Below are 16,427 nucleotides of genomic sequence, written 5' to 3' on the forward strand. Positions count from 1 at the left end.
ACGGCTGGCCCTGGAAATCGCGGGCCAGCCGTTCTGCGTTGGTGCTACTTCGTGCGGTACTACTTCGTGCTGAACGCTGCGTCGAATGCGGCTGCGGAGGGTTCGTAGCTGGAGAGTCGGCGCACGAAGTCAAGCGCCTCCGGCGCGCCGTCCAGCCGGTCCATGCCAGCGTCTTCCCACTCCACGGACAGCGGCCCGCGGTAGTCGATGGCATTGAGCATGCGGAACGCATCTTCCCAGGGCACGTCACCATGCCCGGTGGAGATGAAGTCCCACCCGCGCCGCGGATCTGCCCAGGGCAGGTGGGATGACAGACGCCCGTTCCGGCCGTTGACCAGCCGCTTCTTCGTGTCTTTGCAGTGCACGTGGTAGATCCTGTCCTTGAAGTCCCACAGGAACCCCACCGGATCGATGTCCTGCCACACCATGTGGCTCGGGTCCCAGTTCAGCCCAAAGGCCTCGCGGTGCCCGATCGCCTCGAGTGTGCGCTGCGTTGTCCAGTAGTCGTAGGCGATCTCGGACGGGTGCACCTCGTGGGCGAACCGCACGCCCACCTCGTCAAAGACGTCCAGGATGGGGTTCCACCGGTCCGCAAAGTCCTGGTATCCGGCGTCGACCATCTTTTCGGTGGCAGGCGGGAACATCGCCACGTACTTCCAGATGGAGGATCCGGTAAACCCGGTGACCGTCTTGACTCCCAGTTTGGCCGTGAGCCGGGCGGTGTTCTTCAGTTCCTCGGCGGCGCGACGGCGGACCCCTTCGGGATCTCCGTCGCCCCAGACGACGTCCGGCAGGATTCCCCGGTGCCGTTCGTCGATGGGGTCGTCGCAGACTGCCTGGCCCTTGAGGTGGTTCGAGATCGTCCAGACTCTGAGGCCGTGGCGTTCAAGAATATCCAGCTTGCCCTGTACATAGGCGTCGTCGTCCCAGCGCCAGGGGTCCAGATGGTCGCCCCAGCAGGCGATCTCCAGCCCGTCGTACCCCCACTCGCCGGCGAGACGGGCCACCTCCTCAAACGGCAGGTCGGCCCATTGGCCCGTGAACAAGGTAATTGGTCGTGCCACGTACTTTCCCTTCCTTACAGTGCCCGCACAGGGACGGCGATGCGCACCCAGGCGGAATCATTCTCGGAACTGCGTTCGACGGCGTCGAGCACCCGCTGTACCTCCAGCCCGTCAGCAAACGTGGGGTGCGGGTCGATGCCGGCCACGATGCCCTCCACGAGGTCTTTGACCTGGTGGGAGAAGCCATGTTCGTAGCCGAGCATGTGGCCGGCCGGCCACCACCCCGAAACGTAGGGATGTTCAGCTTCGGTGACCAGGATTTTCCGGAAGCCCTGGCGGTCCGCGGGTGCCGTCCGGTCGTAGAACTGGACGCTGTTCAGGTCCTCAAGGTCGAAGGCCAGGGCACCCTTGTCCCCGGAGATTTCGATCTCCAGCGCATTCTTCCGGCCGGTGGCAAAGCGTGAGGCCTCGAACGATGCCAGCGCCCCGGATTCGAAGCGGCCGGTGAAGATGGCAATGTCGTCCACGGTCACCCTGCCCTTGCCAACACCGGCAGTGCCGGACAACCCAGTGCCGGAAAGGCCCGAACCGGAATCGAGCAGAGGCCTTTCCTTCACGATGGTGTCGATGACGCCGGACACCTTCTCCAGCCTCAGGCCGGTCACGAACTGGGCCAGGTCGATCGCATGGGCACCGATGTCCCCGAGGGCACCGGACCCGGCGTGCTCCTTTTGCAGCCGCCAGGCCAGCGGCGTCTCCGGGTCAACCAGCCAGTCCTGCCGGTAGGCGGCGCGCACGTGATTGATCCGGCCCACGGCGCCCTGGGCGATGAGGTTGCGGAGGAACGTGACGGCGGGAACGCGGCGGTAGGTGAATCCCACCATCGCGCGTATACCCCGGGCGGCTGCCTTTTCGGCGGCCTCGGCCATCGCTTCGGCCTCCGCCACCGTGTTGGCCAGCGGCTTCTCGCACAGGACGTGCTTCCCCGCCGCCAGTGCGGCGATCGCAATCTCGGCGTGGGAGTCGCCAGGGGTGACAATGTCGACGACGTCGATGTCATCCCGGGCGACTACTTCGCGCCAGTCTGTGGCTGGCTCAGCCCAGCCCCACTTTCGGGCGGCCGCCGCTACCGCTTCTGCGTTCCGGCCCACCACGACTGCCATCTCGGGCTCGGCCGGCAGGTCGAAGGTCCGGGGGGCCGTGCGCCAGCCCTGGGAGTGTGCGGCACCCATAAAGCCGTGGCCGATCATGGCCACGCGCAGGGTTGTCATGCGAGCACTACCTTCCGCTCCACCGCCACACGGTTGCCCACATAACGCTGGGGCGCGATCTGCATGTAGAGCAGGCGGAGGGTGAGGATGACCTCAACGTCGAGCTCCTCGCCGGCGTCGGGGATGCGGTCCAGCGGGATGATGACCTCGGGCTTGTCAGCCACGAACCACAGGGTTTCCCATTGCTCGGGAAGTTCGGCAACGGAGTAGGACTTTCCCTGCAGTTCAAAGCGGAGGGACTCCTTGGGGACTTCGTCACCGTTGACGGATGCAACGACGTCGTCAACGGCGGACAGCCACAGGCTGCGGTACCAGGGCAGTTGCACTGACACGGCAATGCCTTCGGGGTGCCTGCGGACGTCGGCGTCCTGGAACAGCGAATTGTGAGTTGCCATGGGCCTTACTTACCTGTCTCGATGAGGGCCGGGTGGAAAATGCTTGCGTTGGAGTCAACGGTTTCTTCGATAGCACGGCGCATGAGCGTGTGCTGCTTCTTGACGAGGTCGATCGGGTCGGATTCGCCGAGGTCGGCGAAGGCGTGGCCCTCCCATTCGCTGGAGAGGTAACCCTGGTAGCCGCCCTTGACGAACTGCCGCACAATGCGGGGAATGTCCATCGCCGGTTCGTTGCCGTTGCCGTCGATGTCGTAGAACTTCGCGTGGACGTGGAAGATCTGCGGCATGATGTCCAGCCATTCCTCCGGCGGAACCAGCCCGTGCATGTTGAAGGCCAGCCGGGTGAACGGGCCCAGGCGGGCGGGGTCGAAGTTGTTCGAGCTGAGGTAGTCCTCGAACTCCTGGTTGCGCTCCTGCATCGGCAGCGGCTTGCGCCAGATGTCCTGCATCACGGCAAAATGCTCCTCGGGGAGCCCCATCTGCGTCAGCGTGCGGAAGAGCGTCGGGGAGAGGCTGTGCATGGTGGAGCTGAAGTCTGCCGTGAACCCGAGCCGGTCGCTGCCCAGCTCCGCGTACATTTCGCGGATCTGCAGGATCTTGGGATCGTTGGGGCCCTGCGGCGCGTGGATCTCGTAGCCGAGTTTCTGGTCGTATTTCTCGGCCAGGGGAAGGAGCCGGCGGAGCAGTTCCTTGCCGGCGGAGCGGATCACCACGCGGTGGAAACCGAGCTTGTTGGCGGTGTTCAGCTGCGCGGCGAAGAAGTCGTATTCCTCGTCCGGGGTCATGTCCCGGTCCTTGCGGCGGCCCATGTCCAGGTTGGTGCCCACTGCGCTGGGGGTAAGGCCGTAACGGTCCATGCTGTCGCGCCACAGGCGGATGAAATCGTCGTCCACATCGGGATAAGTGCGCAGCATCTGGGCGATGTTGAACTCGACGCCGGGACCGAGGCCTTCGTCGGCAACGGCCTTGATCAGCGTTTCTGGAGTGTAGAGTCCGGCGGCGAACTCGGAGGTTAGCGAATAGAGGGTGATGCCGAGCTCGATGCCCGAGCCTGCGATGCCTTCTGACATGTTGTTTTCCTTCTGTTTCAGCCGCGGACGGGCTGGGCGAGGTGGCTGTTGAGGATGCGGCGTGCTTCGGCGGCGTCCGTGATCATGGCCGAGCCGGCGTTGACTGCGGCGGAACGCTGGACGGCCTGCTCGCCCCGGATGATGTCGAACGGGTCCTGCCAGTTGTTCCAGTGCCACCCTTCGTATTCGCTGGAGATGGCACCGGAGTAACCGTTCTCCACGAGCTGGCGAACCAAACCACGTACGGGGACCGAGGGCTCTTCGCCGTTTTCGTCGATGCCGAAGAACTTGCCGTGAACGTGGCGCACCCACGGCATGATCTCCAGCCAGGTGTCTACGGCGGCCGGCCCGAACAGCCCGGTTCCGTTGATGGCGAAGTCGATGCCCAGGTCCGGCCGTCCATTGCGGGCTGCCAGGCCAATGAAAGCACCGAAGCGCTCGCCGTGAACTTTCTGCGTGTTGGGCGGCCCTTCGGCGTAGAAGCCGTTCCACAGGTCAACCACCTGTCGGAGCAGTTCCTCCGAAGCGCCGCGTCGGCGGTAGGCCTCCAGCAGGGAAGGTGCGAAGCCTGTGACGGTGGCACCCCAGTCGGCGGTGAAGCCCAGCAGCGGGGAATCCAGTTTTTCGTAGCGGTCACGCAGGGCGAGGACGCGCTCGTGCGCGCCGTGCTGGTCGGCGTGGACTTCGAGGGCAAGGGTAACCCCGTACTTCTCGGCCACAGGCAGCAGGCTTTCCATCGCGTCCGGCGTCAGCGAAATCTGCACCCGGGCAATGGGGAAGCCGAGCCTGGACGCCACCTCGATCTGCTTGGCCATGTATTCGACCAGCTCGTCGTGGTTCATGAGCCGGTCGCGGCGGATGCCCGTGTCAACGTTGACCGCCAGCGACGTGGGAACCAGGTCCACCTCGGCAACAAGGTCGCGGAACTGGCCAACGAACGTGTCGTCGATCCGGTCCGGGAAGCCTCGCAGGCTGGAGAATCCGATGACCTCAAGGCCCGGGCCGAAGCCTTCGGCCGCCACTTTGCGAATCAGGCCATCGAGGTCGTACTGCCGGGCGTGGGAGGCCCGGGTGAAGCTGTAAAGGGTGACGCCCTGGATCGGCGTGCCGAGGCTGGTCATCGCTGTGCCACCTTCATGGTCTTGGTGTCGTGCTCTTCGATATGCAGCACGCCGTGGTCGGTGATGATGTACGGAATGTAGAGCTTCAGATCCACGCGGACCTCGTGCTCGGCTTGGTCGTCCGCTACGGGAAGGTCGCCGGAAAGAACGGCTGAGTCCAGGGGGAACCACCATTCGCCGGTCTCGTCCACGAGCTCCCCGAAGCTGAACGTGCGGTTGTTCATGGTCCAGCGCAGCGAGCCCTCAGGCGCGGCGACGCCGTCCACTGTCAGTGCGGCTCCTGCGATGCACGAGCCGGGCAGGGCCCGGTACCACGGGATCCGGACTTCGACGGCGGTGCGGCCGTCCTGGGTGGTCAGTGTTCCGTGCTCGATAATGCGGTCGGCAATCATCGAGACCTCCTTGTCTGCGGCATGCTTTGCCTGCTGTTGAACAAATGCCTGTGCTTGAGCAAATCGTTGGGTGAAGAAGGCAACTGCCGCTTCTTCATTATTTAGACAGTCTATTGTCTGATTCAGACATAAGTAAAGAACTGGTGAGTTCTTCGCTGATTCTGCGTGCCCCGCGTACGGCGAGCGCCACGGCCGTCAGCGTGGGGTTGCAGGCGGTTGCGGTGGGGATGACCCCGTTGCCGGCCACGAAGAGGCCGGGGAGCTCCCAGACCTGGCTGTCCGGCGAACAGACGCTCTCGCCGTCGTCCGCCGCGCCCATGCGTGTGGTGCCCTGGTAATGCAGCGATGAGCCCGGCGGCAGGACGAACGGCCGCTCATCGAGCGGCTCGCCCACGGCCCTGCCCAGCCGCACAATCTCCTGCCTGGCGCGGTCCAGCACGTTGTGGTCCTGCTCCGTAAGGCGGTAGTGGATGCGCATGGCGGGCATCCCGTACGAATCGGGGGCGGCGTCGTCGAACGCCACACGGTCTTCGCGCTGGAGGTCCTTGGCGCAGAACAGGCCCAGCCCCACGATCGAGCCGGGGACGACGGGGTCATCCTCCGCCAGCGGAACCGGGGATGCGTCCAGCTGCATGATCTGGCCGTGGAAGGGCGCGTCGTCCGTGTACGGAACCCACTGCACGCCGCTTTGCTCGCTGAGAGCACCGGCCGCTGCCCGCTGCGCGTCCCCGCCCGTGACGTCGCGGAGCCTGCTGGCGAACACCACCTGCGCCTGGTCGTTGAGGTAGCGGCCCAGGGCGGCGGGCCTGATGCCGGAGGCCCACAGCAGCTGCGGCGTGCGCAGGGCGTCCGCGCCCACCACCACGTATCGGGCCGCCACCCGGTGGGTTTCGCCGCTGCGGCGGTCCTGGACCTCGATGCCGGCGGCAACGCCGTCCTCCACCAGCACGCGGGTCACCAGCGACTCATCAAAAAGTTCAAACGCCGGGTTCTCCCGGGTCACGTCCCCCATCACGACGTCGGACCCTGACCAGACGAGGCCGCCGTCCTCCCGCCGGTGCACAGCGAGCGGCATGGGCTGGGCGCGGTAGGCCCGGCTGCGGCCCGCATCCACCGCGGCTGCGAGGCGGCCGCGGACGAAGTCGGAGAACGGGGCGCCGTCGAAGGCGTGGGTGGTGACGCCGAGGAGCCGTTCGGCGTCGTCGAGCAGTTCCTCCAGATCGGGCAGGAACGCGATGCGCTCCCTGCCGCCCGGACGCGGGCAGGCGGCAGTCCAGTGGGCGGCCATGCCGCCCACGTTGCTGGACATTGCCGCCACGGGCATGCCGTCTTCGCCGGGGAACGCGTAGCCGTCCGGGAGCAGGTAGGTTCCGGGCCGGGCCCTGCGCTCCCCGCTCTTGACGGCGCCGGGCGAGTTGACGGTTTCGGCGCCCGCGCCCGGCCCTTCTGATGCGCGCTGGGCGAGGCTGCGGCGCTCAGGATCCTCGATGTTCTTGACGTGGGCACCGGGCGGGTTGCTGACCGTGGGGCCCACTTCGAACATGGCGATGGTGGCGCCGGGCGCTTCCTCGCTGAGGATCCGCGCGTATGCCGAGGCGGTGGGTCCGCTGCCGACGATGGCGACGTCGACGACGGCGGGGTACCTGGTTGGGCTCACCGCGCCACCAGTTCCTGGATCCACTGGACAGACTTGGCCGAGTCGATGGTGGGGTAATACTCGAGGCCGATCGGGCCGGCGTAGCCGCTGGCCTGAAGGTCTGCGAGCCGGGCATGCCAGTCGATGGATCCCGAGCCCGGTTCGCCACGTCCGGGCGCATCAGCGATCTGAACGTACTTGATCAGGTTGCCGGCGTTGCCGAGCTCGGCGGCTACATCCTCGCCTTCGACCGTCGAGTGGTAGAGGTCGTAGAGGACACCGAAGGTGGGCGAGTTGACGCCTTTGGCGATGTAGACGGCTTCTGAGGTCCGGTCGAGGAGCGCCCCGGGGTGGTCCACCCTGATATTCACCGGCTCCAGGACAAGGGTGATGCCGGAACCCTCGATGTGTGCCACGCCGCGGGTGAAGATCTCAATCAGTTCGTCCAGCTGGTCCTGGCGCTTTCGCCCACCGAAGCCGGTGCCGCTGCCCACCACGATCCGGGGGCAACCCAGCTGCCGGGCCACGGCAACGCCGGCGTCGAGGCCTTCGTAGAAGGGTTCGTGGTTCCTCGGCGGGATCATGAACTGCATGCGCGGTTCGGCGAGTTGGGCCGTGAGCTGGATTCCGGTTTCCTCCAGGGCGTCCTTGAGGGCAGGGATGTCCTTGCCCGTGGGGCCCCACATTTCGACGGCGTCGAAGCCGGCGGCAGCCGCGGCGCGGACCCGGTCGGCAGCGCTGTCGCCTGCTTCTGAGAACAAAAGATCGATATTGGGCGCAAGTTGATACATGGGTATCTCCTGGGAAGTAGAGGGGGTGGACTAAAACTTGGGGGTTCGGACCGTTTTTGGGTGTGGAGGATCGCCACGAAGCGTCAGGACGCTGCGCGGTAGTCAATCGTTGAGGTCAGCCCTTAAGACCGCCGGAGAAGCCCTGGATGAAGCGCTTCTGCGCGAAGAGGAACAGCGCCAGGATGGGAATCATGGACACGATCACGATCGCAAAGATCGAATTCCACTCTGAAACCAGGGACCCGATGTAGTAGTACATGGCCACCGGCAGCGTCTGGTTGGCCGAGCCTCCCAGGAAGATCAGCGAGGTGAAGAAGTCGTTCCACACAATGAGTCCCGCGAAGATGGTGACAGTTCCGGTGGCGGGAGCCATCATGGGCAGCACCACCTTGGCAAAAATCTGGGACCTGCTGGCACCGTCAATGGTTGCCGCTTCCTCGTAGTCCGTGCCGAGCCCCCGGAAGAAGTTGGAGTAGAGGAAGATCGACAGCGGCAGCAGCATGCCGGTGTAGAGGACGATCAGGCCCCACGCGGATCCTGTGAGGCCCATGGCGCGTGCACCCATATAGAGGGGCACGGCGCCGAGCTGGCCGGGAAGGATGATGGCAATCAGGAAAAGGTAGTACGCACCCTTGCTCCAGCGACGGGTGCTGCGGGAAATGACGTACCCCGTGATTGAACCGAGCGCGATCAGCCCGACGATGCTCCCCGCGGTAATGATGATGCTGTTTACCAGGCCCAGGACGACGTTGGAGTTACCCGTGGCGGTCAGGACGGCCACGAAGTTGCTGAAGTCCGGGTTTTTCGGGAGCGCCAGGGGTGAGGTGGTGTACATCTCGCTGTCCGGCTTCAGGGCGGTGGTCACCAGGAAGTAGAACGGGGCGAGGAAGATCAGCGCCAGGGCCCAGAGGCCAATTTCGCGGAGCAGGGTGAGTTTCGTGTAGCGGAACATGGTCAGTCCTCGGGGTTCGATCGCGTCAGCCGCTGCTGGATAACGGCGAAGAACAGAATGATGGCGGCGAGCACCAGGGCGAGGGCGGCACCGCCACCGAAGTTTCCGAGTGCGAATGCCTGCTTGTAGACCTGGGTGGCCAGGGTTTCGGTGGCGCCGGCGGGTCCACCGTTGGTCAGGGCCATGATGGGATCGAAGACCCGGAGGCCCTGGACGATTCCCAGCGTGGTGGCAATTGCAATGGCGGGGCGGATGGCCGGCAGGGTGACGTTCCGGAAGCGCTGCCACAGGTTCGCGCCGTCGATGGCGGCCGCCTCCTCGACTTCCACCGGCACCCCTGCAAGTCCGGCCATGAAGATCACCATGGCAAAACCTGTGGATCCCCAGACAAGCACCACCAGCACTGTCCAGACCGCCCACTGGGGGTCGGCGAGCCATGGTTTGGCGAGGTCGCCGGCGCCTATTGAGGTGAGGAAGACGTTGATGGGGCCGTCGAAGTCGAAGATGTACTTCCAGACGTAGGCAGTGGCCAGCGGGCTGAGCACCACGGGCATGAAGAAGAGGGTGCGGAGGATGTACCGCGTCTTCAGCATCCGGTTGAGGCCGAGGGCGATGATGAGCCCGCCGACGTTGCCGAGAAGCACTGAACCAAAGGCCAGGAAGAGCGTATTGGTCAGGGCGCCGAGCTTGGTGGGGTCCTTGAAGATGGCTTCGAAGTTCTGCCAGCCCACAATCTTGAACGAGCCGATGCCGGTCCAGTTGGTGAAGGCGAAGAAGCCGCCGATACCCGTTGCCACGTAGTGGATGGCGATGACCAGGACGATCCCGGGCAGCGCCCACCACCAATGTCCCAACTGCAGGCCCGTGCTCCGGGGACGGGGGGTTTCCCCTTCCCCCGGAGCACGCCTGCCTCGCAGGGGTGCTTTAGCTGCTTCGCTTTTCGGTTGCATCGTCGCAGTCATGGTATTCCTTGCTTGTCCCTTGGAGTCGTTGGAACTGTGGTGATCCGGAGCTGTCACTGTCCCCAGGCTGTATCCATGGCCTGGAGTACCTGGTCGGCAGTTTTCTGTCCGGTGATGAGGCCCTGGACGCCGGTGGCGAGGGCGTCATACACGGCGGAGTTGGGCCACTGGCTGTTCGGCAGCGGGCCGTACTTGCCGTCCTTGATCAGGTCACCGACGTTCTTGTAGGCGCCGCCGTTGAAGTCATAGCTGTCGAGGCCGGTGACAGGGAGGGCGCCGTCGATTTCCGCGAAGGCCTTGGTCTGCTCAGGCTCAGCCGCCCAGTCGAGGAACGCTTTGGCAGCATCCTTGTTCTTGGACGCTGCGTTGATGGAAAATGCGTAGTTGGCGCTGGCGTAGACGAAGCCTTCGGAGCTCGCCTCCGCCGGAAGCGCCCGCACATTGAATTCGGAACCGGCAGCTGCGGTCTTCAGCTGCTTCCAGCTCGGGCCCGGGATGAAGCCGGCAACAGAATTTCCGCTGGCAAGGCCCTTGGTGATGGCGTCGAATCCGGCACCCGCTGCGCCCTTCTGGAAGCAGCCTGCGTCATTGAGTGCAGTCACTGCCTCCAGCGATGCCTTCCAGCCGTCCGATCCTGCGAAGGTGGTCTCCTTGGCTGCCCGCTTTTCGTTCCACTTCGGGTCCCCGGCGTAGACGCGGGACGCCGCGAGGGACATCGCCATCAGGCCGGTGTTGGGAGCGGCGGATCCGGCCAGTGCAATGAACGACTTGCCGGACGACGCGAGCGACTTGCACTGGTCCTCGAGGGCGGCGAAGTCTGACGGGAAGCCGGACCCACCGGCCGCCGTGGCAGCTGTTTCATTGGCGACCAAACCAACCACGGTGATCTCCGGCGCCTGGCCGTAGACCTTCCCGTCGGTTCCGAAGAGCGCTTCGCTGCCCTCGGGGACCAGTTCCTTGGCGCTTTCGTCCAAGGCCTCAAGGAAACCTGCCTGAACGAGCGGCAGGATGCTGCGGCCGGTGCCGGAACCCGGCGAGGTCACCACGACGTCGGACGCGTTTCCGGCTTGGAGCTGGGTGCGAAGAGTCTGGTCGTAGGAGTCATTGGGCTGCGGGTTGAACGTGATCTTCACGTTGGGATGCGACGCCATGTACTTCTCAGCCAGTACCTGGAACGGGCTCTCGATGGTGTTCGAGGTGGCGAACGACAGGGAGAATTCCTGCGCCCCTCCTGCGGGTGAACTGCTGCTGGCGGGGGCCGAGCAGCCTGTGAGGACGAGGGCTGCGATCGTTGGGACGGCGAGGGCGCCGACCTTTATGCCCGAGTAGCGACGGTGCTGTGTCATGTCCAGCCTTTCTGACTTCATTGTCGAAGAATTCCGGGAGCCGTGACCCCGGTCACTCATCAGTATGCAGGAGATGTGTAGAAAAAGCACATAAGTCTTGCCGATGACAGACATAAGTTTCACGGGGGTCGGAGCAGTCCTCTTGCATAGAAGAGTGTTATGTGCATCATCCAATGTATCGATGCCACTGATACACTCAGGGAACTTAATTCACCGTCGAAAGAATGCCCGCCGTGACGAACCACGTCCTGCTTTCCCGGCTAGACCTGAACCTGCTGATCTCGCTGGATGCCCTCATCACGGAGCGGAGCGTCACGAGGGCGGCGGAGAGGCTTCATCTGAGCCAGCCGGCCCTCAGCGCCTCCCTTGCGCGGCTCCGCTCCCATTTCGGGGACCCCATCCTGGCCCGCCGCGGGAATGCCTATGAACTGACGCCGTTCGCCCTGCGGCTGGCGGAGCACACCACTACTGCACTCGAAGCGGCACGGCGCGTCTTTGAGAGCCAGGCAAGTTGGGAGCCCGCCGAGTCCGAACGGGAGTTTTCCATCTACGGCTCCGATTACGGCTTTACGACCATTGGCCGGGTCGCCTCCGAGCTTGCAGCCGAACGCGCACCTGGAGTCAGGTTCCGCTTTATGCTGCACAATCCAATGGTGGTGGAGGATGCCGCCAACCGCCTTCGCTCCGTGGACGGCATGGTCATTCCGCACGGCTTCCTGACCGGGCTCCCCTACCTGGACCTGTGGAGGGACGGGTGGGTGGCGGTCGTCTCCACGTCCAATGACGCCGTCGGCGAGCACATCACCATGGAGAACATCGCCGAGCTGCCCTGGGTGATGACCTACCAGACGCGCTCAGCCTCGACGTCGGCCGAACGCCAGATCATGCAGCTTGGCGTTGAGCCGCGCGTGGACGTGGTGGTGGAAAGTTTCCAGTCCTTGCCGCACTTTGTGGTGGGAACCAACCGGATCGCCCTCATTCAGGCGGCACTGGTACCGTTCGCGCTGCGCGTCGGCGGCGTGCGGGTCCTGCCGCTGCCCTTCGATGCCACACCGCTGGTCAATGCCTTGTGGTGGCACCCGGTGCACAACCGCGACTCCGAACACGAGTGGATGCGGGGCCTCTTCAAGGAGGCCGGGGACATCGTGGCAGCGGCCGCAGCCAAGGAAACCGGTTAAGCACCTCGATGCCCGCCACAAGAGTGGACGGGCATCGAGGCTACTCGGTCATGCAGCTCAGGCTGGGGTCAACGCTGCCCGCATGCTCTTACGGATGAGATCGTGCTGTTTCCGGACCAGCAGCAGCGGGTCCACCTCGCCGAGCTCAGCAAAGGCGTGGCCCTCCCACTCGCTTGACCAGTAGCCGCGGTACCCGCCGTCGACGAAAATGCGGACCAGTTCCGGATAGTCAATGGCCGGCTCGTTCCCCTGCTCGTCGATGTCGTAGAACTTCGCGTGCACATGCATGATCTGCGGCATGATGTCGGCCCAATCCTTCGGGCTGACGCGGCCGTGCATGTTGAACGCCAGGTGTGCGAAGGAACCAAGGCGCGCGGGGTCGAAGTCACGTCCCCGCAGGTACCCGATGAACTCCTCCTGCCGTGCCCGCATCGGGGCGTCGGTGGCCCAGATGGCCTGCAGCTTCTCAATGGCTTCGTCGTCGAGCCCCGCGCGGCGGACCGCGCGCAGGAGCGTCGGGGACATGCTGTGCATGGTGGAGGAGAAGTCGGCCACGAACCCCAGCAGCGGTGAGTCCAGCTCCGCGTACACGTCCCGGACCTTCATGATCTCCGGGGAATTCGGCCCCAGCGGCGCATGGATCTCATACGCGAGCTTGAGTTCCAGGTTCTCGGCGAGCGGCAGGAGCCTGCGAAGCAGTTCGGGCTTGGCGCTCTGGATCCGGACCAGCGGGAAGCCGAGCTTTTTGGCGCCGTGGAACAGCGTCTCGGTGAACTCGTATTCCTCGTCCGGGGTCATGTCGCGGTCCCGGCGGCGGCCCATGTCCAGGTTGGCGCCAAAGGAGCTAGCGGTGAAGCCGTGTTTGTCGAAAGCCGCGTGCCAGGAGCGCACGAAGTCGTCTGTCACGTTCGGATAGGTGGGCAGGACCTGGGATGCCACGATTTCAATGCCGGGGCCGATGCCCAGTTCGGCAACACGGTTCAGCAGACCATCGAAGTCGTACCAGCCGGCCCGGAACTCGGCACTTGCCGAGTAGAGGGTGAGCCCCAGCGAGAAGGGATCTTCTTCGGCCTTCGGCGGGGCCGGCGTGGCTGCCGCGGTCAGTTCCGGCGCCCGCGCTGCCCTGTCCGTGACGGCCAGGTCGAGTGTCTGGTCCACGAAGTTGGGGACGTACATGCCGGGGCCGCCGTCCTGGCCCGGGGCAATCTGCATGTAGGGCAGGCGCAGTTCCCCGATCAGCCGGACCCGGACCCTCTCCCCCAGGGAGACAGTGTTATCTCGCCTTGCTATCAGCAGCGGGTGTTCCTGGAGGTACCAGAGGGTTTGGCTTTGGGCCGGCAGGTCCGCGAGTGCGTAACGGACGCCGCCCAGTTCCAGGAAAAGGTCCTCCGCGGGGACGTCCTGGCCGTTGACGGTGAGCCGGAGGGTGCTGACCGAAGAGAGCCACAAGCTCCGGTACCACGGGAGTGTCAGGGCCAGGGCAAGGCCTTCGGGGTGGGTGCGGAGGCTTGAATCGTCAAGGAGTCCGTTGGGCATGGGTGTTCCCTTCGCTGGGAGGTGGGATGGGTCAGGTGAGGTCGGACGTGACGCGGCGGATCAGGGCATGCTGGCGCCGCACCTGTTCGATGGCGCGCCAGGGCTCCCGTTCTCCTTCGTATTCGCTGGACAGGTAGCCGGTGTAGCCGGAGTCCTTGAGCGCCTTGAGTACGGGCAGCCAGGGAATCTGCTGGTCTTCCAACTGCTCGTTGATGTCGTGGAACTTGGCTTGGACAAACACCACGTACTGGGCGATGGCGGCGAAGTCGGCAGGATCGACGCCGATGCCGTCAAGGAAGGCGGGCCGCGTCTCGCGGGCCTCCCCTTTCCGCAGCGGGATCGGCCGGTCCTGGAAGATCCCGGTATCGATCAGGAGGCCGAAGTTTTTGGTGCCGGTCCGTTCGATCAGGCCGATGTAGTCATCGACCACAGGGTGCTTGATGGGGGTGGGCGAGTGAATCTCAGGGCAGATGACGATCCCCAACTCGTGGGCAAGGTCCAGGGAGCGCTCCACGGATTCGGTCCAGATGGGGTCCGGAACCAGGTCGCCGGACACCACTCCGATCTTGGGGCGCACGAACCCGAACCCCAGCTGGTTGGCGAGCCTCAGGTCCCGCTGCAGCGCAGCCGCACCCTCGGCGACGGTCATGCTCCGGCCCGGGTGCAGCCGCGTGTCGATCCAGGAACCATAGTTGGTGGGCTCGAGCGAGTACTTCTCCAGCAGGCTGAACCAGTTATCGGTCCAGCCGGCAGAGGGTTCCGGATAGTTGGGAATGTGGCCTTCGCCGAGGATTTCGACGCCGGTGGCGCCCACATCTGCAACCGCGGCCAGGGCTGTTTCCAAGTCCATTACCGTGCCATAGTCGCCCATGAAGCTGTAGAGGGAAACGCCGTACCGGAAGGTGCCCTCGCCGCCTTCCGGCGCCAGCGTCACGTTGCGGCTGACCCGGTGAATGGTGGGCTGGTGCTCCACCGGAATGTAGGACATCCGCAGCCGCAGCTCGATGGTGATCTGATGGACACCCTGCGGCAGGCCTCCGTCGAACGGAACGGTGACCACGGCCGCTTCCTCGAGGGGCCAGCGCACGCCGTCGCTGTCCCAAAGCTGCTGGAGGCTGTAAGTCCGGCCCCCGAAGGTCCAGAGCGGAACGCCCGGGCCGACGTCGACGACGTTGCCCACCCGAACGGCGATGCCGTCGATGAGGGACGCCGCCATGCCCCGGTAGGAAGGCATCCGGACCCGGAATTGGAAGCCGGTCACGCGGCCGCCCTCAGTGACATTGCGGAAGCCGACGGACTGGATGAGGTCTCTTTCGAGAAGCATCGTTGCTCACTCTCTCTAGGTGCGGAAACCAGACTAACAGCATTATGTCGGTTTCATACCTAAGTTTGCAATGATTCTGCCTAACGGCGCCGTGCGGCACCCGGCCCCCTAAAGCTACCCGTGCATTTAAACCGCAAAAGGCCCTGAGCTGGGGTGACAAACCTCAGATCAGGACCTTCGTGGAGCCCCCTGTCGGATTCGAACCGACGACCCCCGCTTTACAAGAGCGGTGCTCTGGCCAACTGAGCTAAGGAGGCGTGCCTGTTTCTGCCTGACGGATCAGGCGCAACGGAGGCACTGGGTGCAGTGCTAGATAAGGTTAGCCCAAGGACGCCCCGCTGGTAAAAACGGCAGCGGCCCGGTGCCGGATGGTTCCGGTACCGGGCCGCTGGCCTGATGTGCGAGGGGGTGTCAGCCCTTGGCGTCGATTGCGGCCTGAATGAACGGGATCAGGTCGGTATTGGCGGAGTCGCCCTTGCCCCACTGCTTGCCGTCCACGAAGGCCGTCGGAGTGCCGGTCACACCGATGGCAGCAGCTTCCTGCGTGGCCACCTTTACGTATGGCCGGTACTTCTTCTCTTCCACGCAGGTGTCGATGCTCTTGGCGCCCACGTCTGTGGCCATCTTCTTCAGATCGTCGTCCGAAAGGCCGGCGCTGCCTTCTGCGGGCTGCTTCTCGAAGAGTGCGTTGACGAAGTCGGAGTACTTTTCGGGCGATTCGTTGACTACGCAGGCCGCAGCGTTGGCCGCGCGGGAGGAGTAGTTGGTGGTGGACTGCAGGTCCAGGAAGCCCAGCGGCCTGTACTCCAGCGAGATCTTGCCTTCGTTGCGGAGGCTGGTCAGCTGTTCGTTATAAGTGGTTTCAAACCGCTTGCAGACGGGGCAGATGAAGTCGATATAAACGACCACCTTCACGGGCTTGCCGGCTTCCGCCTCTGCGCCGGGTGCCTTGACCTCTGCAGGCGGGGTTTCCGGCTTGCTGGGGACATCCTTAACGTTGACCGTGGCGGGATCGGACTTCACTACCTCGGAGTTTGCCAGCAGCGTCACGCCGCCGTGGATGTTGCCGTTGGCGGGGGTGGGGCCTTCGTCTGCCACGGGAGCGTTGTTCCTGATATTGGAACTGACTACCAGTGCAACGATTGCGAGGATGGCCACAACAGCCACCACAATGCCCCAGCCGATGAGGAGCTTATTGCGCTTGTCCTTTTTCAGCTGCGCCTCACGGATTTCACGGGCTTTCTCGCGGGCCTCGGCAGTGCGTTCTGCTTTGGACTTGCGGGGTTCGTTTGCGGCGCTCATCAGTTCCTCGGGTCGATCGGCCAGGTGCGGACCACATCAGTGGCAACTTTGTCAGTTTAGGGGAGAAACCTGAGAGCTTGCGCCTTCAAGTTTCCGTCCGTCTGCCCAACGGATGGATAGCACGGAAGATTCCAGCCGACTAGGGTT

The 16,427-nt window shown here is 64.4% G+C and carries 15 protein-coding genes and 1 tRNA gene; 1 reads left to right on the top strand and 15 read right to left on the bottom strand.

From position 1 onward, the window contains the following. Positions 1–59 precede the first annotated feature (59 nt). The 11 genes from AC6JAC_RS18165 to AC6JAC_RS18215 form a co-directional block, all read right to left on the bottom strand. Entirely contained in the window at positions 60–1,064 is a 1,005-nt protein-coding gene (locus tag AC6JAC_RS18165; RefSeq protein WP_497965895.1) for a sugar phosphate isomerase/epimerase family protein, read from the bottom strand. A gap of 14 nt (positions 1,065–1,078) precedes the next feature. After that, on the bottom strand, positions 1,079–2,275 hold the full coding sequence (locus AC6JAC_RS18170) for a Gfo/Idh/MocA family protein (RefSeq protein ID WP_497965897.1): 1,197 nt from the start codon (positions 2,273–2,275) through the stop codon (positions 1,079–1,081). Beyond that, positions 2,272–2,670: a C-glycoside deglycosidase beta subunit domain-containing protein gene (locus AC6JAC_RS18175; protein ID WP_028271369.1), complete on the bottom strand. Its 399-nt coding sequence runs from the start codon at positions 2,668–2,670 to the stop codon at positions 2,272–2,274. Before AC6JAC_RS18175 ends, AC6JAC_RS18170 begins: the two co-directional genes overlap by 4 nt. Positions 2,671–2,675: 5 nt before the next feature. Next, a complete protein-coding gene (locus tag AC6JAC_RS18180) occupies positions 2,676–3,740 on the bottom strand; it encodes a sugar phosphate isomerase/epimerase family protein (RefSeq protein ID WP_454697662.1) in 1,065 nt (354 codons plus the stop codon). Positions 3,741–3,757: 17 nt separating this feature from the next. Further along, positions 3,758–4,861: a sugar phosphate isomerase/epimerase family protein gene (locus tag AC6JAC_RS18185; protein ID WP_028271371.1), complete on the bottom strand. Its 1,104-nt coding sequence runs from the start codon at positions 4,859–4,861 to the stop codon at positions 3,758–3,760. After that, positions 4,858–5,253, bottom strand: a complete 396-nt coding sequence (locus AC6JAC_RS18190) for a C-glycoside deglycosidase beta subunit domain-containing protein (protein WP_028271372.1) — start codon at positions 5,251–5,253, stop codon at positions 4,858–4,860. The genes AC6JAC_RS18185 and AC6JAC_RS18190 overlap by 4 nt, the downstream gene beginning before the upstream one ends. Positions 5,254–5,350: 97 nt before the next feature. After that, positions 5,351–6,910, bottom strand: a complete 1,560-nt coding sequence (gene carA / locus AC6JAC_RS18195) for a c-glycoside 3-oxidase CarA (protein WP_497965900.1) — start codon at positions 6,908–6,910, stop codon at positions 5,351–5,353. After that, entirely contained in the window at positions 6,907–7,680 is a 774-nt protein-coding gene (locus AC6JAC_RS18200) for a TIM barrel protein (protein WP_454697659.1), read from the bottom strand. The genes carA and AC6JAC_RS18200 overlap by 4 nt, the downstream gene beginning before the upstream one ends. A 115-nt stretch (positions 7,681–7,795) precedes the next feature. Continuing rightward, positions 7,796–8,632, bottom strand: coding sequence for a carbohydrate ABC transporter permease (locus AC6JAC_RS18205; RefSeq protein WP_454697658.1), 837 nt, complete (start codon positions 8,630–8,632; stop codon positions 7,796–7,798). Between the two features lie 2 nt (positions 8,633–8,634). Continuing rightward, positions 8,635–9,594 (bottom strand): carbohydrate ABC transporter permease, encoded by a 960-nt coding sequence (locus AC6JAC_RS18210; RefSeq protein WP_028271376.1) that lies wholly within the window; start codon positions 9,592–9,594, stop codon positions 8,635–8,637. Positions 9,595–9,647: 53 nt separating this feature from the next. Further along, positions 9,648–10,940, bottom strand: a complete 1,293-nt coding sequence (locus tag AC6JAC_RS18215; protein WP_497965903.1) for an ABC transporter substrate-binding protein — start codon at positions 10,938–10,940, stop codon at positions 9,648–9,650. A gap of 233 nt (positions 10,941–11,173) precedes the next feature. On the opposite strand from AC6JAC_RS18215, the gene AC6JAC_RS18220 reads away from it, so the two are divergent. Further along, positions 11,174–12,118, top strand: a complete 945-nt coding sequence (locus AC6JAC_RS18220) for a LysR family transcriptional regulator (RefSeq protein ID WP_043438706.1) — start codon at positions 11,174–11,176, stop codon at positions 12,116–12,118. 57 nt (positions 12,119–12,175) lie between these two features. On the opposite strand, the gene AC6JAC_RS18225 is transcribed toward AC6JAC_RS18220, so the two are convergent. The 4 genes from AC6JAC_RS18225 to AC6JAC_RS18240 all read right to left on the bottom strand — a co-directional run bounded on the left by AC6JAC_RS18225 (position 12,176) and on the right by AC6JAC_RS18240 (position 16,280). Continuing rightward, positions 12,176–13,654: a C-glycoside deglycosidase beta subunit domain-containing protein gene (locus AC6JAC_RS18225; RefSeq protein WP_497965905.1), complete on the bottom strand. Its 1,479-nt coding sequence runs from the start codon at positions 13,652–13,654 to the stop codon at positions 12,176–12,178. Between the two features lie 31 nt (positions 13,655–13,685). Continuing rightward, positions 13,686–14,978 carry a C-glycoside deglycosidase beta subunit domain-containing protein gene (locus tag AC6JAC_RS18230; protein ID WP_497965907.1) on the bottom strand — a complete coding sequence of 431 codons (1,293 nt, stop codon included), beginning with the start codon at positions 14,976–14,978 and terminating at the stop codon, positions 13,686–13,688. Between the two features lie 180 nt (positions 14,979–15,158). After that, positions 15,159–15,235, bottom strand: a tRNA-Thr gene (locus AC6JAC_RS18235). A gap of 154 nt (positions 15,236–15,389) precedes the next feature. Next, positions 15,390–16,280, bottom strand: coding sequence for a DsbA family protein (locus tag AC6JAC_RS18240; protein WP_454697654.1), 891 nt, complete (start codon positions 16,278–16,280; stop codon positions 15,390–15,392). Positions 16,281–16,427 lie beyond the last annotated feature (147 nt).

This window comes from Arthrobacter sp. KUASC02 (assembly GCF_059739395.1).